We start from the raw sequence: 20,625 nt of genomic DNA on the forward strand, positions 1-20,625 counted from the left end.
TCCGCCCCGGTCCCCGGTCCGACGCCGCGGCGGGTCGCGCCCGCCCTTCCCGGTAGGCTCGTGAGCCTGCCGTTTTCCGCGCACGGTTCTTCGGACAGGGAGCAGGAGTGGGCGACCTCGCCAAGATCTTCAAGGCGTACGACATCCGCGGCGTGGTGCCGGACGAGCTCGACCCCGCGACCGCCGAGGCGGCCGGCGCGGCGTTCGTCCGCGTCACCGGGGCCCGCGCGATCGTCACCGCCCACGACATGCGGGAGTCGTCGGTGCCGCTGGCCGAGGCCTTCGCGCGCGGCGCCACGTCCCAGGGCGCGGACGTCGTCGAGGCCGGGCTCGGCTCCACGGACATGCTCTACTACGCCAGCGGCAGCCTCGACCTGCCGGGCGCCATGTTCACCGCCAGCCACAACCCGGCCAGGTACAACGGGCTGAAGCTGTGCCGCGCCGGAGCGCGGCCGGTCGGCCGCGACACCGGCCTCGGCGAGATCCGCCAGATGATCGAGAACGGGGTCCCCGCCTTCGACGGCGAGCCGGGCGCCGTGACGCGGCGCGACATCCTCAAGGGCTACGCCGACCACCTCAAGACGCTGGTCGACCTGTCGTCCATCCGCCCGCTCAAGGTCGTCGTGGACGCGGGCAACGGCATGGGCGGCCACACCGTCCCGTCGGTGTTCGAGGGCCTGCCGATCGACCTGGTCCCGCTGTACTTCGAGCTGGACGGCACCTTCCCCAACCACGAGGCCAACCCGATCGAGCCCGAGAACCTGCGCGACCTGCAGGCCAAGGTCCGCGAGACCGGCGCCGACATCGGCCTCGCCTTCGACGGCGACGCCGACCGCTGCTTCGTGGTGGACGAGCGAGGCGAGATCGTCTCCCCGTCCGCGATCACCGCCCTGGTGGCGACGAGGGAGCTGGCCAAGCACCCGGGCTCCTCGATCGTGCACAACCTGATCACCTCCCGGGCCGTCCCGGAGATCATCGCCGAGCACGGCGGGACGCCCGTCCGGACGCGGGTCGGGCACTCGTTCATCAAGCAGACGATGGCCGAGACCGGCGCGGTGTTCGGCGGCGAGCACTCGGCGCACTTCTACTTCCGCGACTTCTGGTTCGCCGACTCCGGCATGCTGGCGGCGATGCACGTCCTCGCCGCCCTCGGGCAGCAGGACGGGCCGCTGTCGGAGCTGCTCCGCGAGTACACCCGCTACGTCGCGTCCGGTGAGATCAACAGCGAGGTCGACGACCAGGCCGCGGCCGCCGCGAAGGTCAAGAACGCCTTCGCCGGGCGGCCCGGCGTCGAGGTCGACGAGCTCGACGGGCTGACCGTCCGCGACGACGCCGCCGGATGGTGGTTCAACCTGCGGCCGTCCAACACCGAACCGCTGCTGCGCCTGAACGCCGAGGCCGGCGACGAGGACACCATGGCGGCGATCCGCGACGAGGTCCTGGCCCTGGTCAGAGAGAAGTGACCGGTCAGGGAAAAGTGACTGCAAGGGAGAAGTGACGCTGCCATGACGATGAAGCTGGACTCCTGGCTCCTGGAGATCCTGGCCTGCCCCAACTGCGGCGGCGACCTGCGCGCCGACGAGGAGGCCGACGAGCTCGTGTGCACCGGCTCCTGCGGCTACGCCTACCCGGTGCGCGACGACATCCCCGTCCTCCTGGTGGACGAGGCGCGGACCCCCGCCCCGTGAGCGCCTCCCTCGACCCCTCGCGGCTGGAGAGCGCGGAGGCGGCCGAGGCGGCGGATCCCGGCGGCATGCTCCGGCAGGTCGCCTCGTCGGCGGCCCAGGTGCGGGAGGCGCGGCGGGCCGCGGAGGAGGTCGGCGTCGCCGGGCTGGGCGAGGACGGCCGGCCCCGCGCGGTCGTGGTCGTCGGCACCGGCTCCGGCGCGGTCCCGGGCGACGTGCTCGCGGCGGTGTGCGGCACGGGCTGCGCCGTCCCGATCTCGACGGTGCGCGGCCCCCGGCTACCCGGCTGGGTGGGCGCCGCCGACCTGGTCGTCGCGGTCTCGTCCTCGGGAACCGACGAGGAGACCCTGGAGGTCGCCGCGGAGGCCGCCCGGCGCGGCTGCCGCCTGCTGGCCGTCGGCGGGGAGGACTCGCCGCTGGCGGACCTGGCCGGCAGGAGCCGCGGCGTCTTCGTCCCCGTCCGGTCCGCCGGGCGGCCGCGCTCCACGCTGTGGGGCCTGACGGTCCCCCTGCTCCTGGCGGCGCGGGCGCTGCGGCTGGCCGACGTCCCCGACGCGGTGCTGGAGTCCACGGCGTCGCTGCTGGAGGACGTCGCGCACCGGTGCCGCCCGTCCAGCGAGCCGTTCGTCAACCCCGCCAAGCGCCTCGCGCTCGACCTGGCGGGCGACGTGCCGCTCGTGTGGGGCGCGTCCGAGCCGTCCGTCGCGGCGGCGTACCGGATGTGCTGCCAGCTCAACGAGAACGCCAAGTACCCGGCGATCTTCGGGGAGCTCCCGGAGGCCGGCCGGAACCAGGTCGCGGTGTTCGACGGCTTCTTCGCGCGGGCCGGCTCCCCGGCCGACACCGACGACTTCTTCCGCGACCGGCTGGACGAACCGGAGCACGGCCTGCACCTGGTCTCCCTGCGGGACGCGGGGGAGCACCCGCGGGCGCGCGGGCGCGCCGAGGCGGCCGCCGCGCTGGCCCGCGACAGGGGCGTGGCGGTCACCGAGATGCGGGCGGAGGGCGACCATCCGCTGGAGAGGATCGCGTCGCTGATCGCGCTGGCCGACTATGTCACGGTTTACTTGGCTATCGCGCTCGGCGTGGACCCCGCGTCCGAGCCTGCCGTTCAAGAGCTCAGAGCGAGGATTGCGTAGATGAGTGCTGAGGGTGGAACGAAGGCCATCGTCGCCGCGTTGGCCGCCAACCTCGGGATCGCGGCGTCGAAGGCCGTCGCGTTCGCGTTCACGGGTTCGTCGTCGATGCTGGCCGAGTCGATCCACTCGGTGGCCGACTCCGGGAACCAGGGGCTGCTGCTGCTCGGCCGCAAGCGGTCCGAACGCGACCGGACCCCCCAGCACCCCTTCGGGTACGGGCGCGAACGCTACTTCTACGCGTTCGTGGTCGCGGTCGTCCTGTTCACCGTCGGCTCCGCCTTCTCGCTCTACGAGGGCTACCACAAGATCTCCCACCCGGAGGAGGTCAAGTCCCCGATCTGGGCGTTCGCGGTGCTGATCATCGCGATCGTGCTGGAGTCGTTCTCGTTCCGCACGGCGATCAAGGAGTCGAACGAGGTCCGCGGCGAGCAGTCCTGGTGGACGTTCATCCGCCGCGCCAAGGCCCCCGAGCTGCCGGTGGTGCTGCTGGAGGACCTCGCCGCCCTCGTCGGCCTGATCCTCGCCCTGCTCGGCGTCTCGATGGCCGTGGCCACCGGCGACGGCGTCTGGGACGGCGTCGGCACCGTGGCGATCGGGCTGCTGCTCGGCGCGGTCGCGACGATCCTGGCGATCGAGACCAAGAGCCTGCTGATCGGCGAGGGCGTCGACCCGCAGACCGAGCGGCGGATCATCGAGGCGCTGGAGTCGGTGGACGAGGTCGACCACCTCATCCACATCAGGACCGAGTACATGGGCCCGGACGAGCTGCTCATCGCCGCGAAGATCGCCGTCAACCACGACGACACGGCGGCCGACGTGGCCCGCGGGATCGACGCGGCGGAGGCGAGGGTCCGGGCGCAGATCCCGGAGGCGAAGCTCATCTACCTGGAGCCGGCGCTGGACGAGCCGTCCCGCGCGCACGCGGCGGAGGCTCAGCCGGAGACGCCCGCGTCGTCCTGATCTCGACGCTCCGCGCGGCCCGCTCCACGGGCCGCGCCGGGCACGGGACTCCTCGCCGGGCGGCCGCCGCAGGCGCCGGCCGAACCCCAGCCCAGGCGAGACCGGCGAGTGCCTCCGAGGAGGCGAGCCGCGTCCGTCCGGCGAGGTGCTTTCCCATGCCTCCCCGCCCGGACCCCTGAAACCGGGCGGTTCTGGTGTGACCGCGGCGGCCCCGCCGAACCCCCTACGTCGGCGACGCCACCGTCGCGGTCACGGTTAAGACACTACGTTCGCGGCCCTCCTCCGCACGTCCCCCTCAAGGAGGGAACGCGGCTGGTACTCCAGGCGGACTCCCGCGATCGGCATACACCCGCACGGTGAGGCCGTGGCCCGCCTCAGCGGTCAGTATTGAGGGGTGACCACCGATGACAAGGCCCGGACCGGACCCGACCCCGCGGGGTTCGGCCCAGCCGTCGCGCACCACGCGTGGAAGCTGTCCGGCCGCATCGTTGCGGGGGTCGGGCAACTGCTGCTGTGGATCCTCACCGGCGTCGGCACGCTCCTGCGGCCGCTCGCGGTCAGGCTCGGCGCCCGGCTGAACGGCGGCGCGGGGGGCGGTCCCGGCGCCGCGCCCGGGCACACGGCGCCGCTGCCCCGCTGGATCAACACGTGGCGGGAGGTCGTGTCGGCCTGGTACTTCGCGCCGCTGACCGGCCTCGCGCTGACGATCGCGGCGCTGGCGGAGCTGGCGCCGCGCGTCGACTCGCCGCTCAGCCTGGCGGGCGGGTTCGCGGTCGCGGCGACGTTCCCGCTGGTGTGGCGCCGGGAGAACCTGCGCGCCGTCGCCGCGGTCGTACTCAGCGCGGTCGCCGCGAGCCTGCTCACCGGGCAGATCCTGCTGGTCACGACCAGCTTCGCGGCCCTCTACACGCTGTACGCGCTGGGGCGGCGGCTGCCCCGCCAGTCCACCGGCGTCCTCGCGGTCGGCAGCGTCGCCGCCCTCGGGGTCGTCTACCTCGCGACCGGCACGCTCGACGACATCCCCTGGCCGGCGCCGATCGTCGCGGTCCTCGCCGCCATCGGGCTCGGGGACGCGCGGCGCGTCGTGGAGTCCGCGGGCCGGACGGAGGCCGAGGCCGCCGAGCGCACCAACGAGACCCTCACCCGGCTCACCGCCGTCCAGCGGGAGCAGGCCGTCATGCGGGAGCGCGCCCGCATCGCCCGGGAGCTGCACGACGTCGTCGCGCACTCCGTCTCCATGATCGCCGTGCAGGCGGAGACGGCCCCGTACACGATGGACAGCCTCTCGCCCGAGGCCCGCGCCGGCTACACCGAGATCGCCAAGACGGCCCGGGAGGCGCTGGTGGAGATGCGGCGGCTGCTCAGCGTGCTGCGCGCCGACGCCACCCCCGAACCGGAGGCGGCGAACTCCCCGCAGCCGCGCCTCGACCGGCTGCCCGACCTGATCGACCAGCACCGCGGCGCCGGCGGCCACGTCGACCTCAACGTGCACGGCGACCCGCGCGCCCTGTCCACCACGGTGGAGCTGTCGGCGTACCGGATCGTCCAGGAGGCGCTGACCAACGCGCGGCGGCACGCGCCCGGCGCCGGCGTCCGCGTCGACCTGACGTTCCTGCCCGACCGGCTCGCGGTCCGCGTCCAGGACAGCGGCGCCTCCGCGGCCACCCAGGTCCTGAACCCCCGCGATCCCGGCTCCCGTACAGGTGAGGCGGGCTCCGCGGGCCCGGCCCCGGCGGACCCCGGGCGCACCCGCCTGGAGACGTCCGGATCAGGTGACGGACACGGCCTCGTGGGGATGCGGGAACGTGCGACCATGCTGGGCGGGCGGTTCTCCGCCGGCCCGGCCACGCAGGGCGGGTTCCTGGTGGAGGCCGAGCTTCCGGTGACGAGTGAGGGGAATTCCATCCGTGGACACGGTTCGCAGGCGCCGCCCGGCCGCCCCTGACCCTGTCGTCCCCCCGCCCCAGGGACGGCCGCTGTGATCAACGTGATGATCGTCGACGACCAGACGATCGTGCGGGCCGGGTTCGCCGCCCTGCTCGCCGCCCAGGACGACATCACCGTGATCGGCGAGGCCGGCGACGGCCGCGAGGCCGTCGCGCTCGCCGAGCGCCGCCGCCCGGACGTCGTCGTGATGGACATCCGGATGCCCGGCATGGACGGCATCGAGGCCACCCGCCGCATCCTCGCGCTGCCCGGCTCGGAGGACGTCCGGGTCCTGGTGCTCACCACGTTCGACGTGGACGAGTACGTCTACGACGCGCTCGCCGTCGGCGCCAGCGGCTTCCTGCTGAAGGACGCGACCGCGGACGAGCTGGTCTCGGCGGTCCGCGTGGTGGCGCGCGGCGACTCCCTGCTGGCCCCGCAGGTCACGGGACGGCTCATCCGCGAGTTCACCAAGCAGCGGCGCAACCGCCCGCAGGCGCCGTCGGAGCTGTCGACGCTGACCGCCCGCGAGAGCGAGGTGCTCGTCCTGATCGCGGGCGGGCTCTCCAACGGCGAGATCGCGCAGCGCCTCTTCGTCAGCGAGCACACGGTGAAGACGCACGTGGCGCGCGTCTTCACCAAACTCGGCCTCCGCGACCGCGCCCAGGCGGTCATGCTCGCCTACGAATCCGGCGTCGTCGTCCCCGGGGAAAGCGCAAGCTGAGACGCCCTCAGGGGCGTCGACGGAGGAGGCGTAGGGCCTTTTCCTTTTCGAAGTCCAGGGCTCGGGTGGGCGGGGCGGAGAGGCGGCCTATGCGTTCGCCCAGTTCGCGGACGTGGGCCTGGACCTGGGGTTCGGCCAGGACTCTGAGGCCGAAGGCCAGTTCGGCGGGGCCGATGTCGTAGCGCTTCTCCAGGGCCAGCGCCAGCGCGACCGCCCGCAGTTCGGCGTCCCCGAAGCGGCGGTGGCCGCCCCCGGACCTGGTGAGGGCGGTCTCGCGGGTGATGGGGAGCAGGCCGAGGGCCTCGCGGTAGCGGAGCATCCGGGGCGAGGTGCCGAGCCGCCGGGCGGCCTCCGTGATACGCATGGGCCAATTCTGACAAATCAGTGTCAGGAAGTCGCCCTCGACCGTGCCTTCGGGTGGTCGCCGCCCGTAGACTCGCCCCCGTTGACGCGGCCGTGCACTCGCCCGTCACGACCTCGCGTACCCGACGGCGCGCACATGACCAAGGGAGCAACGAAAGCATGGACTACAAGGTCGCCGACCTGTCGCTGGCCGACTTCGGGCGCCGGGAGATCCGGCTCGCCGAGCACGAGATGCCGGGCCTGATGGCGGTGCGCGAGGAGTACTCCGCCGCCAAGCCGCTGCGCGGCGCCAAGATCATGGGCTCGCTGCACATGACGATCCAGACGGCCGTGCTGTCGACACGCTGGTCGAGCTCGGCGCCGACGTCCGCTGGGTGTCCTGCAACATCTTCTCCACGCAGGACCACGCCGCCGCCGCGGTCGTCGTCGGCAAGGAGGGCACCGTCGACGACCCGCAGGGCGTCCCGGTGTTCGCGTGGAAGGGCGAGACGCTCGAAGAGTACTGGTGGTGCACCGACCAGGCCCTGCAGTGGCCGGACGGCACCGGCCCCAACATGATCCTCGACGACGGCGGCGACGCGACGCTCCTCGTCCACAAGGGCGCCGAGTACGAGAAGGCGGGCGCCGTGCCGGCCGCCACCGAGGACGACCCCGAGGAGTGGGGCATCATCCTCGACACCCTCCGCCGCACGATCGCCGAGAAGCCCGGCCGCTGGACCGAGGCCGCCGCCGCGATCAAGGGGGTCACCGAGGAGACCACCACCGGCGTCCACCGCCTCTACGAGATGGCGAAGGCCGGCACCCTCGCGTTCCCGGCGATCAACGTCAACGACTCGGTCACCAAGTCGAAGTTCGACAACAAGTACGGCTGCCGCCACTCGGTCATCGACGGCCTCAACCGCGCCACCGACGTGCTGATCGGCGGCAAGGTCGCCGTCGTCTGCGGCTACGGCGACGTGGGCAAGGGCTGCGCCGACGCGCTGCGCGGCCAGGGCGCCCGCGTCATCGTCACCGAGATCGACCCCATCTGCGCGCTGCAGGCCGCGATGGACGGGTTCCAGGTCACCACCCTGGACGACGTGGTCGACATCGCCGACATCTTCGTCACCACCACCGGCAACTTCAACATCATCACGGCCGAGCACATGGGCCGGATGAAGCACCAGGCGATCGTGTCCAACATCGGGCACTTCGACAACGAGATCGACATGGCCGGGCTCGCCAAGACCCCGGGCATCGAGAAGATCGAGATCAAGCCGCAGGTGCACGAGTGGCGCTTCGCCGACGGCCACTCCATCATCGTCCTCGCCGAGGGCCGCCTGATGAACCTCGGCTGCGCCACCGGCCACCCGTCCTTCGTGATGTCCAACTCCTTCACGAACCAGGTCATCGCGCAGATCGAGCTGTTCACCAAGACCGACGAGTACCCGATCGGCGTCTACGTCCTGCCCAAGCACCTGGACGAGAAGGTCGCCCGCCTCCACCTCGACGCCCTCGGCGTCAAGCTCACCGAGCTCACCAAGGAGCAGGCCGCCTACATCGGCGTCCACGTAGAGGGCCCCTACAAGCCCGACCACTACCGTTACTGATTGCGTTTCTCTCCTCCTTCGGGCCTGGCGGCCCTCCATCGTCGATAAACGCGGGCGATCGCTGGCATCGCTCCGTCTCGCCTTGCGGCTCGCTGCGCGATCAGGTTCTCGCTCCGCTCGAATCTGCCTTCGGACGCGATCGCAACCATTGAGGTCGTCGCGGGGTGGCGGTGGTGGTTGAGGTCGTCGTGACATGGCGATCGCTGGGCACCGTAGGGAAGTGGACGTGCTTGACGCTGCCGGGCGGGGGATCCCGTCCGGCAGTTACTTCTAGAGGGTGTTGATGAGCGATATTGCGGATCGGTCGTTGGCGTATGAGGGCGTCAAGCGGATCGAGTGGGCGGATCGGAGCATGCCGGTGCTGCGGCAGATCCGGGAGCGGTTCGCCGCCGAGCGGCCGCTGGACGGGGTGAAGGTCGCGGCGTGCATGCACATCACGACCGAGACCGCCGGGCTCATCCGCACCCTCCAGGCGGGCGGTGCGAGCGTGGCGCTGGCGGCGTCCAATCCGCTGTCGACGCAGGACGACACCGCCGCGGCCCTCGTGGAGGAATACGGGGCCGAGGTGTTCGCGCGCGCGGGCACCGACCGCGAGGGGTACTACGCGCACATCCACCAGGCACTGGAGACCGAACCCGACTTCGTCCTGGACGACGGGTGCGACCTGGTCAACACCCTGCACACCGACCGGACGGATCTGCTCGGCACCGTGAAGGCGGGGTGCGAGCAGACGACGACGGGCGTCATCCGGCTGCACCAGATGGCCCGCGAGGGCGCGTTGAGGTTCCCCGTGGTGGCGGTGAACGACACCGACACCAAGCACATGTTCGACAACCGGTACGGGACGGGCCAGTCGACGCTCGACGGGATCGTGCGCGCGACCAACACGCTGCTGGCCGGCAAGACCGTGGTCGTCGCGGGCTTCGGCTACTGCGGCCGCGGCCTCGCCGAGCGGGCGCGGGGCCTCGGGGCGCGCGTCGTCGTCACCGAGATCGATCCGGTGAAGGCGCTGGACGCGACCATGCAGGGGTTCGCCGTCCGGCCGATGGCCGAGGCGGCCGTGGAGGGCGACGTCTTCATCACGGTCACCGGGAACCGCGACGTCGTGAACGCCGGCCACCTCGCCGTGATGAAGGACGGGGCCATCCTCGCGAACTCCGGGCACTTCGACGTCGAGATCGACGTGCGGGCCCTCAGTGACATGGCCGTGGAGGTGCACCGCGGGGTCCGGCCGCAGACGGACGAGTACGTGCTGGCCGACGGGCGGCGCCTGGTGCTGCTCGCGGAGGGCCGTCTGGTCAATCTGGCCGCCGCTGAGGGGCATCCGGCGGCCGTGATGGACATGTCGTTCGCCGACCAGGCCCTCACGTGCGCGTGGCTCGCCACGTCCCACGCGTCGCTGTCCCCGGCCGTCCACGACGTGCCGAAGGAGATCGACACGGAGGTCGCCCGGCTCAAGCTGGCCTCGATGTCGGTCTCCATCGACCTGCTGACCCCGGACCAGGAGGACTACCTGCACTCCTGGCGCATCGGGTCGTGACCCGTGCCCGCCGGGACGTACCTGCACCTCGACGGGGGGCTTGAGGAGCGCTTCCAGTGCGCGCCCGGGCCCGTCGGGTGGCGGTACGCCTCCACCCGCTCCGACGGCGTCCGCGTGGACCTCGTCGTGGACGCGCGCTGGCGCCAGATCCGCGTCGAGGTCGTCACGCCAGGCTGGTGGGTGCGCGGCGGCGTGACCGGCCGCGGGCTGGCCTGGGTGCGCGCGGCCGGTGAGACGGGCGCCGAGCACAGCGAGCGGGCGTCGGGATTCCTTCACGAGTCGCCGGGTTTCCTGGTCGCGGTCGCCCGTTCCCTGGAGTTGGACGAGGGCGCGCAGACCGATGTCCGCCTCGTCCGGTTGAGCGGGACGTCGCTGTCGGCGCTGACGGCCTCGTGGCGCTGGCGGCTGGTGGGGACGTCCTCTTACGAGACGGAGACCGAGCCGCTGCCCGTGTCGGAGTACGAGGTCACCGATCTGTCCACGGGCGAGGTCGAAGCGGTGCACCTTGCCGGGGACGTCGTGCTGGCCGCGCCCGGGATCGAGCTCACCGCCCTGGAATCCCCGCCTAACCTGCCCTGACCTGGCGTGCGGTATCTTCTCGTACTCGTCCGACAAGATCAGGTATGGGGGGTTGCGGCGTGTACGGGCAGGTTCCGGAGGGGCAGGGCCAGGCGCAGGGGCAGGGGCCGGCGCAAGGGCAGGGGCCGGGCCGGCCGCCGATGCCGGGCCCGCCGATGAGCGGCCCGTTCCCGCCCGCGGGGCCGCCGGGGCCGCCGCCGGCGAAGCGCCCCTCGCCGATCGTGTGGGCGGCCGTGGCGGTCGCCGGCGTGGTCGTGCTGGCGGGCGTGGCCTTCCTGGCGCTCCACGGGACGGGCGCGCCGACCGGCCCGGTGAAGGCCGAGCAGTGCGTGGACACCGGGTTCGGACTGGACGACGGCAAGAGGATCCCGCCGAGCCTCCGGGTGAGCTGCGACGACGCCAGGGCGAAGGCCAAGGTGCTGAAGGTCGTCGGCAAGAAGGAGGCGTCGGCCTTCCAGTTCGGCTCGCGTGCCGAGCCCGACTGCCCGAGCGGCACGGACGGCTTCACGAACGTCCGCGAGAAGAAGGAAGAGAAGACCTACTACGAGGCGTGCGTGCGCAACCTCAAGGGCTCGCATCCCGGCGACCCGGGCGCGGGCGGGGCGTTCCTCGCGGCGGGCGACTGCGTGAGCAGCGGCTCCATCGGCTTCGGCAAGGAGCAGCCCTGCTCCAAGCCGGACTGGTACGGCAAGGTGATCGCGCGCGTCGGCGCGGAGAGCGCGTGCCCGGCGAAGACGCTGGAGACGATGAAGCTGCGGTCCTTCGGCGGCGGGAACGCGGCCGACCCGGTGCTGTGCCTGGGCGCGGGCGGCGGCGTGCTGTCCCCGGGCGACTGCATCAAGGACCCCTCGTTCACCATCGGTGACCTGGACAAGGCCCAGTGCGAGTCCAGCGACGCCATAGCGAAGGTCGTCGGCAGGGTGGCCACGACGAAGGAGTGCCCGGCCGAGGCCACCAGCTACATGACCAGCGAGGGCGCCTTCCGGCCGGTGCTGTGCCTGAAGAAGCTGCGCCCGACGCTGACCGAGAAGCTGCGCTCGCTTCCGGGCTAGGGCCTCACCGTGACGGTGTGGGACGGCGTGCCGGGGTCGGCCCACACCGACAGGACGTGGCGCGTCGCGTCCCAGGAGGTCCGCCACGTCCCGTCCGGGTCGGACGAGGTGACCTTCGGGGCGGACGGGAACCAGATCTCCGTGGGGCCCGACACGCCGGTCTTGTTCCGCCACGTCACGGTGAGCGTGCCCGATGCGTGGGCGACCTTCGTGAGGGTGCCGGCGACCGCGCGCGGGTAGGGCCGGGCGAGCAGCCTCGCGAAGAGGGTCGGCTTGCCTTCGCCGTCGGTGATTCCAGACGAGCCGGGGTCGTTCGACCAGTACGCCCAGCCGATGCCGAGTTCGTCGGCCATCGAGAGCCAGTCGCCGGTGAACTCGGCGGCGCCTGGAGCGTCCTGGCCCATGCCGCCGACCTCGCCCAGCCACATCGGCGCGTTCATGCGCCGTGCGGCGGCGGGCATGTTCCGCCTCCAGAGCGTGAACTGCGCCTGGACGAGCATCTTCGCCACGCCGTCGTAGGAGCCGCCCAGGTCGACGCCACCCGGATAGAAGTGCGGCGCCAGGACGATCCGGGGGTCGCCGGGGCGCGGGTCCCGGACAGTGCCCAGGGAGGTTTCCGCGCCTTCGTTCGGGCCGAGCGCCTGCGGCTCGACGAACACCCAGTTGTCGCCGTCCACCCTGCGGATCGCATTGACGATGCCCTGGTAGAAGGGCGTCAGGATCGGGCCCTCGAAGAAGCCGAACTGGCGCGTCCCGCCGAAGGGCTCGTTCATCAGGTCGTAGCCCAGGACGGCCGGGACGCGTGAGAAGCGTCGCGCGACGTGCTGCCACATCGCGGTGTAGCGCCGCACCAGTTCCGGGTGCTTGCCGGTGTTGTTCCAGAAGTTGTCGTAGGCGCGAAGGATGCCGGGCTGGAGATACGTCAGCACCCATGGGTCCTGCGGCGTGCAGGGCAGCCCGTCGGTGAAGGTGGCCCAGGCGGGGGCGCCGTTACCGGAGCCCGCGCAAGCGGACGGCCCGTAGATGTCCTGGTGCATGTCGAGGACGACGTGCATGCCCTGGTCGCCGTACCAGGCGACACGTTCGGCGACGTCGTCCAGGTACGCGTCGTCGTAGCGACCGGGTTCCGGCTCCACGTTCTTCCACTGGACCAGGTACCGGACGGAGTTCGTGCCAAGCTCGCGAGCCTCCCGGACGACGTCCTCCCGCTTCACCCACGGCAGCCCGCCCGGCCCCTTGGCGCTGCCCGCGGTGTTGAGGCCGTGCAGGAGGAGCGTCCTGCCCCGGTCGTCGGTGATGGCGGGAAGCGGCGCCGTCTCCGCACGCGCGGGCGCCGCGGCCAGCGCCGGCGGGGTCAGGGTGAGCGCCGCGAGGGCGACCCGGCCGAGGGCAGTACGGACGCGCATGCCGCCTCCTGAATCTGAAATTTCTTCGGATTCTAGGAGCCGGAGTTGCTATTGACAATCTTGTCAGTAGCCCGGATGCGGGCCCTGCGGCGGCCCGCCGGGCCCCGCCGGATACGGCGCGGGCGGCCGGGGCGCGTTCAGCACGTTCTGGTACGGCCCGGCGCCGTAGTCGTTCGGCGGGAGGAACCGCGGCTGCCCCGGCTGGGGGGCGCTGAACGGCGGCGGCGCGGGAGGCCCCTGCCGCGGAGGGCCGTACGGCGCGGGCCCCGCCATCGCCATCGCCGGAACGGGCACGGGCGCGGGCGCGGTGCCCCACGCGGGAAGCCCGAGCCGGCGCATCCGGCGCGCCCGGCGCTCGGCGAGCCGCAGCTCCTCGCGGTGGCGGCGCTCCGCGAGAACGGCCGACAGCAGGATCTCGGGCCGCACCCCCGGCGGCGGTGGCGGGCTCACCACCGCGACGACCTGCGAGGCGATCCGCTGCCCCAGTGAGTCGCGGACCTCCGGCAGCAGCTCCCAGAACCGCGACAGGTACTGCCGGGCCGTCATCGCCAGCTCGTCCGACAGCATGGACAGCTCCAGGTTCCGCGCCCACCAGGCGAGCTGCGGCGGCATCACCGCGACGGGCCCCAGCAGGGCCGACGCGGGCACCCGTTCCTGGATGACGATCGTCCCTGCGAACAGGTCGCCGAGCCGCTTGCCGCGCCGGTTGCAGAACGACGTGATCAGCGCGGGCGAGCCGTAGAACACCCAGAACTCGACGAACCCGGCCAGCGCTCGCACCAGCGCCTGCCGGAACCGCACCGGTCCGCCGTCGTCGCCGACGACCCGGAGCCCGACGGCCATCTTGCCCAGCGTCCGCCCCCGCGACAGCGTCTCGAACGCGCAGGGATACCCGACGATCACCGCGACGACGCCGAGCAGTGTCAGCCCCACCGTCCAGGCGTCGTCGGCCACCAGCGAGGTCATCGCCGTGACGTAGACGACGATGTTCAGCAGCACCAGCTGCAGGAGCAGGTCGAGGAGGACGGCGCAGGCACGGCTGGCCAGCCGCGCGACCCGGATGTCGAGCGCGACGGCCTCGCCGGTGACGAGATCGGCCATGTCCTGTCCTCCGATGCGGGCGGATTGCCCATTGTGCCGGTTCGGCGGGCCGAGGCGTTAGTCTCGCCGGGTGGACGTCGACGCCTACGTGGCCGCGCACAACGCCGAATGGCTGCGCCTCGAACGGCTCATCAACCGCGGCCGCAGGCTGAGCGGCGCGGAAGCCGACGAACTGGTCGATCTCTACCAGCGCGCGGCGACGCACCTGTCGGTCGTCCGCTCCAGCTCGCCCGACCCGCAGCTCGTGGGACGGCTGTCGTCGCTCGTGGCGCGCGGCAGGGCCGCGGTGGGCGGCGCCCAGGCGCCTCTCTGGCGCGACGTCACCCGCTTCGCGACCGTGTCGTTCCCGGCGGCCGCGTACCGGATGCGGTGGTGGTGGCTCGGCGGCGCCGTCCTCGGCAACCTGCTGTCGCTCGCCCTGGCCATCTGGGTCGTGCACAGCCCCGACGTCCAGGCGACCATCGGGACGCCCGACGAGATCCGCGAACTCGTCGAGCACGACTTCGCCAACTACTACACCGAGCACTCCGCGGCCTCGTTCGCGTTCAAGGTGTGGGTCAACAACGCCTGGGTGTCGGCGACCGCGCTCATCTTCGGGATCCTCCTCGGCGTCCCGACCGTGTACGTCCTGCTGCTGAACCAGGTCAACCTCGGAATCAGCGGCGGCCTGATGTTCGCCTACGGCAAGGGCGACGTGTTCTTCGGGCTGATCCTCCCGCACGGCCTGCTGGAGCTCACCGCCGTCTACCTCGCCTGCGCCGGCGGCCTCAAGCTCGGCTGGACGATCGTCGACCCGGGCCCGCGCCGCCGCGGCCAGGCCCTGGCCGAGGAGGGCCGCGCCGCCGTCAGCATCGCCCTCGGCCTCATCGCGGTGCTCCTCGTGTCCGGCCTCATCGAGGGCTTCGTGACCGGCTGGGTGCACATCACGTGGCTGCGCATCGCCATCGGCGTCATCGCCGAGGCCGCCTTCCTCACCTACGTGATCGTCCTGGGCCGCCGCGCCGTCCGCCAAGGCGAAACCGGCGACACCGACCTCCACCCCGACCTCGTTCCCGTGTCCGGTTGACCGGACACAGGACGCTCTACAGCCTTCCTGCGGCTTTCAGGGCCAGGTAGGCGTCGGCCAGGGCCGGGGCTATCTCCGCGGGCGGTGCGTCCACCACCTCCACGCCGTGGCCTCTCAGCTCGGCGGTCAGGCGGCGGCGTTCGGCTCTCGCGCGTTCGGCGGCGGCGGCGTCGTAGACGGTCGCGAGGTCGCCGCGGCCCTCCGCCATCTCCGCCACCCGCGGGTCCGACACCGCGGCGATCATGACGAGGTGCCGGGCGGTGAGCTGCGGCAGCAGCGGCAGCAGGCCCTCCTCGATCGCGGCGGTGTTCAGCTCGGTGAGCAGCACCACGAGGCACCGCTGCCGGACGCGCGCCATCAGCGTGGACACCATCCCGGCGGCGTCGCATTCGAGCAGCTCGGGGTCCAGCGGCGCGAGGGCGTGCACCATCGCGGGCAGCAGGTCGGTGCGGGACGCGCCCTCGACGCGGGCGCGGACCCGGCGGTCGTAGGCGAGCAGGTCGACGCGGTCGCCGGCGCGGGACGCCAGGGCGCCGAGCAGCAGCGCAGCGTCCATCGAGCAGTCGAGCCGGGGGACGTCGCCGACGCGGCCCGCGGACGTGCGGCCGGTGTCGAGGACGAGGTAGATGCGGCGGTCGCGTTCGGGGCGCCAGGTCCGCACGACCACGTCGCCGCGCCGCGCCGTGGCGCGCCAGTCGATGGACCGGACGTCGTCGCCGTCCACGTACTCGCGCAGGGAGTCGAACTCGGTGCCCTGCCCGCGGATCAGCGCGACGTGCGCGCCCGTCAGCTCCCGCAGCCGGGCGAGCTTGGCGGGCAGGTGGCGGCGGGACGGGAACGCGGGCAGCGCCCGGACGGTCCAGGGCGCGGAACGCGAGAGCTGCCGCGCGGCCAGCCCGAGCGGCCCCACCGAGCGGACGGCGACCGTGACGGCCTTCCGGTCGCCGCGGCGGGTCGGCGTCAGCGTCATCTCGACGCGGCGCCGCTCCCCGGCGGGCACGTCCACCTTCACCATGCGGGGCGTGGCGCCCGCGCTCGGCGGCCACACGTCCCGCAGCCGGGCCTTGAGGCGCCGCCGGCCGAGGTTCTCCACGATCAGCGACACCTGGGCCGTCTCGCCGAGGCGCACGTTGGTGTCGCCGTCGCGGTGGAAGCGCAGGGCCCGCACGTTCCCCGCCAGGGCCAGGTCGGCGGCGACGCCGAGCAGCAGGACGCCCCAGACCGCGAAGAGCGTCCACCAGCTCGGCGCGAACAGCGGGACGATCGCGCCGAGGAGGGCCAGCAGCCCGAGGCGCCCGGTCAGCGCCATCAGCGCGGGGCGGGGACGTGGGCGAGGATGCCCTCCAGCACGCCGTCGGCGGTCGCGCCCTCCAGTTCCGCCTCGGGACGCAGCTGGACGCGGTGCCGCAGCGTGGGCCTGGCCAGCGCCTTCACGTCGTCCGGCGTGACGTAGTCGCGGCCCGACAGCCACGCCCACGCGCGCGACGTCGCCAGCAGCGCCGTCGCACCGCGGGGCGACACGCCGAGCTGGAGAGACGGGGACTGCCGGGTCGCCCTGCACAGGTCCACGACGTAGGCGGCGACCTTGGGGTCCAGGTGCACGGTCCTCACGGCGGCCTGCCCGGCGGCCAGCTCGGCCGCTCCCGCGACGGGCTTCACCTCGGACAGGTCGCGGGGGTCGAACCCGGAGGCGTGCCGCTGGAGCATGGAGATCTCCTCGTCCCGCGTGGGGACGGGCACCGTCAGCTTGACCAGGAACCGGTCGAGCTGGGCCTCGGGCAGGGGATAGGTCCCCTCGTACTCGATCGGGTTCTGCGTCGCGCACACCACGAACGGGTCGGGCAGGGGGCGCGCGGTGCCCTCCACCGAGACCTGGCGCTCCTCCATGGCCTCCAGGAGGGAGGCCTGCGTCTTGGGAGGCGTCCGGTTGATCTCGTCGGCGAGCAGGAGGTTGGTGAAGACCGGTCCCTCGCGGAAGTCGAACTCCGCCGTCCGGTTGTCGTACACCAGCGAGCCGGTCACGTCGCCGGGCATCAGGTCGGGGGTGAACTGGACGCGCTTGAAGTCCAGGTCGAGGGCCCGCGACAGCGTCTTGATCAGCAGCGTCTTGGCCGTGCCGGGAACGCCCTCCAGCAGCACGTGGCCGCGGCAGAGCAGCGCGATCACCAGCCCGGTCACCACGGAGTCCTGGCCGACGACCGTCTTGGCGACCTCACCGCGCAGGGCCGTGAGCGCCGCGCGGGCCGTCTCGGCCTGGCGCCGGGCGTCCTCGGGGATCGTGCCCGGCCCCGCGCCGCCGGGCACGTCGTCCTTCCCGAGCTCTACAGGGGGGTTCACGACTGGCGTACCTGCCTTTCCAGGTCGTCGAGGACGTCGGTGAGGGCGATCAGCCCGGCGTCGTCCAAGGGTTCGGGACCGTACAGGGCCGCTCCGACGTACGCCTCGTCGTACGTCGTGCGGCGGGCGACCGCCGTGACGATCTCCCGCGCGGCGGAGGGATCCTGCGCGCTGCTGCGGGGGAGTCCGAGGAGCGGGACGAGCCGTTCGCGGGCGCCGGAGCGCAGCGCGTCCGAGGCCCGGTCGCGGGCGCGGCCCGCGCGGTAGAGGCGGGCGAGGCCCTCGACGGTCTCGGCGGACCGGACGACGACGGGCAGCGCCTCCGCCACGACCGGGCCGAGGCGGCGGGCCCGCCACAGGGCCACCAGCAGCACCGCGACGAGCAGCTGGAGGACGAGCAGCTTCACCCCGAACGGCAGCAGATCGCCGAGCGACCGCTGGCCCGCGCCGGAGCCCGCCTTCGGCAGGTCCGGGGCGAGCCAGACCACCGAGGCGCCCGCCCCGGCCAGGTTCATGCCGAGGGCCGCGTTGCCCTCCTCGGTGAGCCGCCGGTTCGTCAGCGGCGCCGTCGAGCCGAGCACCGTCACGGTGTGCGTGCCGGTGCCGACCTGGACGAGCCTCGCGTCCCCGGAGCCGGTCCGGTAGCAGGCCGTGCCCGCACCCGCGACCTCGTAGGTCTCCGACTCGTGGAAGTCGACCGCCCCCGCGAGCGACGCCACCGGCAGATTGCAGCCCGGCTCGGCGGTCTCCTCGAACGACGGGCCCCGCCTGCGCACCTGCGGGGCGAACGCCTCCAGCGCGAACGACGTCGGCCGGACGAGCAGCACGTCCGCCGGGACGCCGCTCAGCCGGGCGAGGTCCTCCTCGGTGAGCCGCTCCGTGCGGGTCACCACCAGGACCGCGCCGGGCCCGGCCGCGCCGATGGCGTCGCCGGTGCTCCGGGCCACCGTCACCGGCGTGCCGTGCCGGCGCAGGATCTCCGCGAGCGCCCGGCTGCCGTCCTGCTTCGGCGACTCCGGGTCGAGCGCCTCGGCCCCCGCGGAGGGGCGCAGCGCGGCCAGCGCCACCGCGATCACGATCATCGCCAGGACCGCCGCGACGACGCCGCGCGCCGACCGCCAGCGGCGCCCCGCGACCTGCCGGGCGGACGCCTCCGCTGCGGGGGCTCCCCCGCGCGGCGGGGACGCCGTCACCATCGCGGCCCCCCTTCGTCGCCGCTTCCGGCGAGGGTGAGGTCGTCGGTCTCCAGCGGCTTCGGCCGCGCCGCCCGCAGCCGCTCGTCCAGCTCCTTCATCCGCGCGTACCCCTCGGGGGTGCCGGGGCGGTCCCCGTACCAGACGTCGTCGAAGATCCGCACGCCCGCGGCCAGCTCGCCGGCGAGCTCCGGCACCGCCTCACCCGCCTCGGCGGCCAGCTCGTCGGCGGTCCGGCCGGGCCGCGCCGACAGCACCGCCCGCTCTTCGAGATCGCGGGCGATGGCGCGCAGCCGCTCGCGGATCGCCTCGGCCCACTGCCCGGCCTCGGCGTGCCGCTCCGCCGCCTCCCGGTGGTCGAGCGCCGTGGACGGCGCGTCCTCCAGCAGCGGGTCCTTCCGGGAGCGGGGGTTCCGGCGTCCCCGCATCAGCCACACCACCAGCGCGACCGCGACCAGCGCGATGGCGACGACGATGGCGACGGACGTCCACCCGCCGCCGCTGCCCTGCGACTCCGGGGCGGGCGCCTTCTGGAACAGATGGCCCAGCCACTCGGCGAAGTCGTCCCAGGCCCGCTCCAGCCAGGACGGCTTGTCGCGCTGGTAGACCTGCTTCTCCAGCTCGCGGCGGGCCATCTCGCGGGCCTCGTCGCGGCCGATCGGATCGAGAATCACGTGCCCGCCCCCGTCCACGGACGTCCCCGCGCCGGGCCGGCCGGCGCCGGACCCGTCCGCCACAGGCCGATGAACCCCTCGTCCTGCTCATCGGCCCCCTGCTCGCCGGCCCCCTGCTCGGCCGCCGCTCCCCGCTCCCGGGCGGCGACGGCCGCGGCCGAACGCCCCCGGGTGCGCAGGTCCAGGTCGAAGCCCTCGCGGCGCATCCGCCGGTCCATGTAGAGCAGGGCGATCACACCCGCGTCGAACGGCATGACCACCGACCAGCTCACGATCCGGCCCACGGTGTCCACGGCGAGCGCGCCCATCGTCGCCCCGCTGCCGGAGGAGTCGCCGAAGAAGATCAGTTGTGCGAACAGGAACGGGATCCGCAAGGCGAAGAAGCCCATGAACACGGTCACGACCAGCGCCAGCAGGAGCGTCCCGCACGTCCGGAGCCAGCGCCCCTTGGAGAGCGTCGTCGCGCGGCGCAGCGCGCCCCCGACGGTCCGCCGCTCCAGGACGACCGCGGGGACCGCCTGCACGAACAGGATGTACAGCCACACCATCAGCCCGACGCCGACCGGGAAACCGAAGATCCCCGCGAGCACGGCGAACGCCGGGCGCGCCCCGGCGGCGATCAGCAGGAGGCACGGGGCGAGCGGCAGGACCAGCGCGCCCAGCGAGACGCCCATGACGGCCGACGCGGTGGCGACCAGCCGTCCGAGCCGCGGCCGGGCGTCCCGCCACGCCTGCCTCGGCGCGAGCGGCATGCCGAGGAGCTCGCGCCCCAGGATCGGCGCCACCAGCCCCGCCAGCAGCAGGATCCCGAACGCCGACAGCACCAGCCCCAGCAGGGACAGGGTCAGCTGGGCGCCCAGCGACTCCATCAGCACGTCGGGGGTGACCTCGTCGCGGGCCTCGTCGCCGATGAAGAAGGAGGCGGCGACCGAGCTCGTCACCTGGATCACCGTGCTGACCGCCACCGACAGGCCCAGCGTGGCGCGCGGCCTGAGCCGGATCCCGGCGATCGCGCCGTCCAGCATCTCCGAGATGGACATGGGTCGGAACGGGACGCCCCGCGCCACCTCGGTGGCGCCGGCGTCGTCGTCCCAGCCGTCCGGTCCCGGCATCCCGTCTCCCTGCGCTCTCCGGCGGGTCGGCGGTGCGTCCGATCTGGCCCAATCTGGCCCGATCCGGACCGTTAAGCGGCCGCCGGTCAGGTCATCCTGTCACGGGTGCGGCGCACATCTTGCGCCGGTTCCGGGACTCGCGCCTACCATGGCGGGTCGCCCGGACGATCCGGGGGACC

Annotated in this window: 18 protein-coding genes and 1 pseudogene; 11 read left to right on the top strand and 8 right to left on the bottom strand. The window is 73.1% G+C overall.

Features of this window, described 5'->3' with window-relative positions; all coding sequences use genetic code 11:
- Positions 1-107 precede the first annotated feature (107 nt).
- The 6 genes from AB0C69_RS03600 (at position 108) to AB0C69_RS03625 (ending at position 6,434) form a co-directional block, all read left to right on the top strand.
- Positions 108-1,463, top strand: a complete 1,356-nt coding sequence (locus AB0C69_RS03600; protein WP_360349264.1) for a phosphomannomutase/phosphoglucomutase — start codon at positions 108-110, stop codon at positions 1,461-1,463.
- Between the two features lie 42 nt (positions 1,464-1,505).
- The gene (locus AB0C69_RS03605) at positions 1,506-1,688 is read left to right on the top strand and encodes a Trm112 family protein (RefSeq protein ID WP_089315918.1); all 183 of its coding nucleotides are present in this window, start codon (positions 1,506-1,508) and stop codon (positions 1,686-1,688) included.
- On the top strand, positions 1,685-2,824 hold the full coding sequence (locus AB0C69_RS03610; RefSeq protein ID WP_360349267.1) for an SIS domain-containing protein: 1,140 nt from the start codon (positions 1,685-1,687) through the stop codon (positions 2,822-2,824). Before AB0C69_RS03605 ends, AB0C69_RS03610 begins: the two co-directional genes overlap by 4 nt.
- Positions 2,825-3,784, top strand: a complete 960-nt coding sequence (locus tag AB0C69_RS03615) for a cation diffusion facilitator family transporter (RefSeq protein ID WP_360349270.1) — start codon at positions 2,825-2,827, stop codon at positions 3,782-3,784.
- Positions 3,785-4,178: 394 nt separating this feature from the next.
- Complete coding sequence (locus tag AB0C69_RS03620) at positions 4,179-5,729, top strand: histidine kinase (protein WP_360349273.1); 1,551 nt, start codon at positions 4,179-4,181, stop codon at positions 5,727-5,729.
- Positions 5,730-5,762: 33 nt separating this feature from the next.
- Positions 5,763-6,434 carry a response regulator gene (locus AB0C69_RS03625; RefSeq protein ID WP_353835381.1) on the top strand — a complete coding sequence of 224 codons (672 nt, stop codon included), beginning with the start codon at positions 5,763-5,765 and terminating at the stop codon, positions 6,432-6,434.
- A 7-nt stretch (positions 6,435-6,441) separates the two neighbouring features.
- Here the strand turns inward: AB0C69_RS03625 and AB0C69_RS03630 are convergent, their stop codons facing one another.
- Entirely contained in the window at positions 6,442-6,798 is a 357-nt protein-coding gene (locus AB0C69_RS03630) for a MerR family transcriptional regulator (RefSeq protein WP_360349277.1), read from the bottom strand.
- A 158-nt stretch (positions 6,799-6,956) separates the two neighbouring features.
- Here AB0C69_RS03630 and ahcY (AB0C69_RS03635) point away from each other — a divergent pair.
- From ahcY (AB0C69_RS03635) to AB0C69_RS03650, 4 genes and pseudogenes are all read left to right on the top strand, one after another.
- Positions 6,957-8,386 (top strand): annotated as a pseudogene (gene ahcY, locus AB0C69_RS03635) (adenosylhomocysteinase).
- A gap of 283 nt (positions 8,387-8,669) precedes the next feature.
- Positions 8,670-9,926, top strand: coding sequence for an adenosylhomocysteinase (gene ahcY / locus AB0C69_RS03640; RefSeq protein WP_360349280.1), 1,257 nt, complete (start codon positions 8,670-8,672; stop codon positions 9,924-9,926).
- Between the two features lie 3 nt (positions 9,927-9,929).
- A complete protein-coding gene (locus AB0C69_RS03645; protein ID WP_360349283.1) occupies positions 9,930-10,505 on the top strand; it encodes a hypothetical protein in 576 nt (191 codons plus the stop codon).
- A 59-nt stretch (positions 10,506-10,564) separates the two neighbouring features.
- Complete coding sequence (locus AB0C69_RS03650; RefSeq protein ID WP_360349286.1) at positions 10,565-11,557, top strand: hypothetical protein; 993 nt, start codon at positions 10,565-10,567, stop codon at positions 11,555-11,557.
- Here AB0C69_RS03650 and AB0C69_RS03655 read toward each other — a convergent pair.
- The gene (locus AB0C69_RS03655) at positions 11,554-12,963 is read right to left on the bottom strand and encodes a cellulase family glycosylhydrolase (protein WP_360349289.1); all 1,410 of its coding nucleotides are present in this window, start codon (positions 12,961-12,963) and stop codon (positions 11,554-11,556) included. The genes AB0C69_RS03650 and AB0C69_RS03655 overlap by 4 nt on opposite strands.
- A 63-nt stretch (positions 12,964-13,026) precedes the next feature.
- Complete coding sequence (locus AB0C69_RS03660) at positions 13,027-14,064, bottom strand: RDD family protein (RefSeq protein ID WP_360349291.1); 1,038 nt, start codon at positions 14,062-14,064, stop codon at positions 13,027-13,029.
- Between the two features lie 70 nt (positions 14,065-14,134).
- Here AB0C69_RS03660 and AB0C69_RS03665 point away from each other — a divergent pair, with 70 nt between their 5' ends.
- Positions 14,135-15,130 (top strand): stage II sporulation protein M, encoded by a 996-nt coding sequence (locus AB0C69_RS03665; protein ID WP_360349294.1) that lies wholly within the window; start codon positions 14,135-14,137, stop codon positions 15,128-15,130.
- Between the two features lie 16 nt (positions 15,131-15,146).
- Here the strand turns inward: AB0C69_RS03665 and AB0C69_RS03670 are convergent, their stop codons facing one another.
- The 5 genes from AB0C69_RS03670 to AB0C69_RS03690 are packed head-to-tail and all read right to left on the bottom strand — an operon-like array spanning position 15,147 to position 20,446.
- Entirely contained in the window at positions 15,147-16,439 is a 1,293-nt protein-coding gene (locus AB0C69_RS03670; protein WP_345177758.1) for a DUF58 domain-containing protein, read from the bottom strand.
- Complete coding sequence (locus AB0C69_RS03675; protein ID WP_345177884.1) at positions 16,439-17,407, bottom strand: MoxR family ATPase; 969 nt, start codon at positions 17,405-17,407, stop codon at positions 16,439-16,441. The genes AB0C69_RS03670 and AB0C69_RS03675 overlap by 1 nt, the downstream gene beginning before the upstream one ends.
- 56 nt (positions 17,408-17,463) lie before the next feature.
- Positions 17,464-18,663: a DUF4350 domain-containing protein gene (locus tag AB0C69_RS03680; RefSeq protein ID WP_360349298.1), complete on the bottom strand. Its 1,200-nt coding sequence runs from the start codon at positions 18,661-18,663 to the stop codon at positions 17,464-17,466.
- The gene (locus tag AB0C69_RS03685) at positions 18,657-19,334 is read right to left on the bottom strand and encodes a DUF4129 domain-containing protein (RefSeq protein WP_353832115.1); all 678 of its coding nucleotides are present in this window, start codon (positions 19,332-19,334) and stop codon (positions 18,657-18,659) included. The genes AB0C69_RS03680 and AB0C69_RS03685 overlap by 7 nt, the downstream gene beginning before the upstream one ends.
- The gene (locus tag AB0C69_RS03690; protein WP_360349302.1) at positions 19,331-20,446 is read right to left on the bottom strand and encodes a hypothetical protein; all 1,116 of its coding nucleotides are present in this window, start codon (positions 20,444-20,446) and stop codon (positions 19,331-19,333) included. Before AB0C69_RS03690 ends, AB0C69_RS03685 begins: the two co-directional genes overlap by 4 nt.
- Positions 20,447-20,625 lie beyond the last annotated feature (179 nt).

It is taken from the genome of Actinomadura sp. NPDC048032 (assembly GCF_040653175.1).
Taxonomy (GTDB): domain Bacteria; phylum Actinomycetota; class Actinomycetes; order Streptosporangiales; family Streptosporangiaceae; genus Spirillospora; species Spirillospora verrucosospora.

What these genes read in the sequence shown, in the direction of transcription:
- AB0C69_RS03605 (WP_089315918.1), top strand. Translation starts at nt 1,506, where the DNA reads ATGACGATGAAGCTGGACTCCTGGCTCCTGGAGATCCTGGCCTGCCCC.
- AB0C69_RS03615 (WP_360349270.1), top strand. Translation starts at nt 2,825, where the DNA reads ATGAGTGCTGAGGGTGGAACGAAGGCCATCGTCGCCGCGTTGGCCGCC.
- AB0C69_RS03630 (WP_360349277.1), bottom strand. Translation starts at nt 6,798, where the DNA reads ATGCGTATCACGGAGGCCGCCCGGCGGCTCGGCACCTCGCCCCGGATG.
- ahcY (WP_360349280.1), top strand. Translation starts at nt 8,670, where the DNA reads ATGAGCGATATTGCGGATCGGTCGTTGGCGTATGAGGGCGTCAAGCGG.
- AB0C69_RS03655 (WP_360349289.1), bottom strand. Translation starts at nt 12,963, where the DNA reads ATGCGCGTCCGTACTGCCCTCGGCCGGGTCGCCCTCGCGGCGCTCACC.
- AB0C69_RS03660 (WP_360349291.1), bottom strand. Translation starts at nt 14,064, where the DNA reads ATGGCCGATCTCGTCACCGGCGAGGCCGTCGCGCTCGACATCCGGGTC.
- AB0C69_RS03670 (WP_345177758.1), bottom strand. Translation starts at nt 16,439, where the DNA reads ATGGCGCTGACCGGGCGCCTCGGGCTGCTGGCCCTCCTCGGCGCGATC.
- AB0C69_RS03680 (WP_360349298.1), bottom strand. Translation starts at nt 18,663, where the DNA reads ATGGTGACGGCGTCCCCGCCGCGCGGGGGAGCCCCCGCAGCGGAGGCG.
- AB0C69_RS03690 (WP_360349302.1), bottom strand. Translation starts at nt 20,446, where the DNA reads ATGCCGGGACCGGACGGCTGGGACGACGACGCCGGCGCCACCGAGGTG.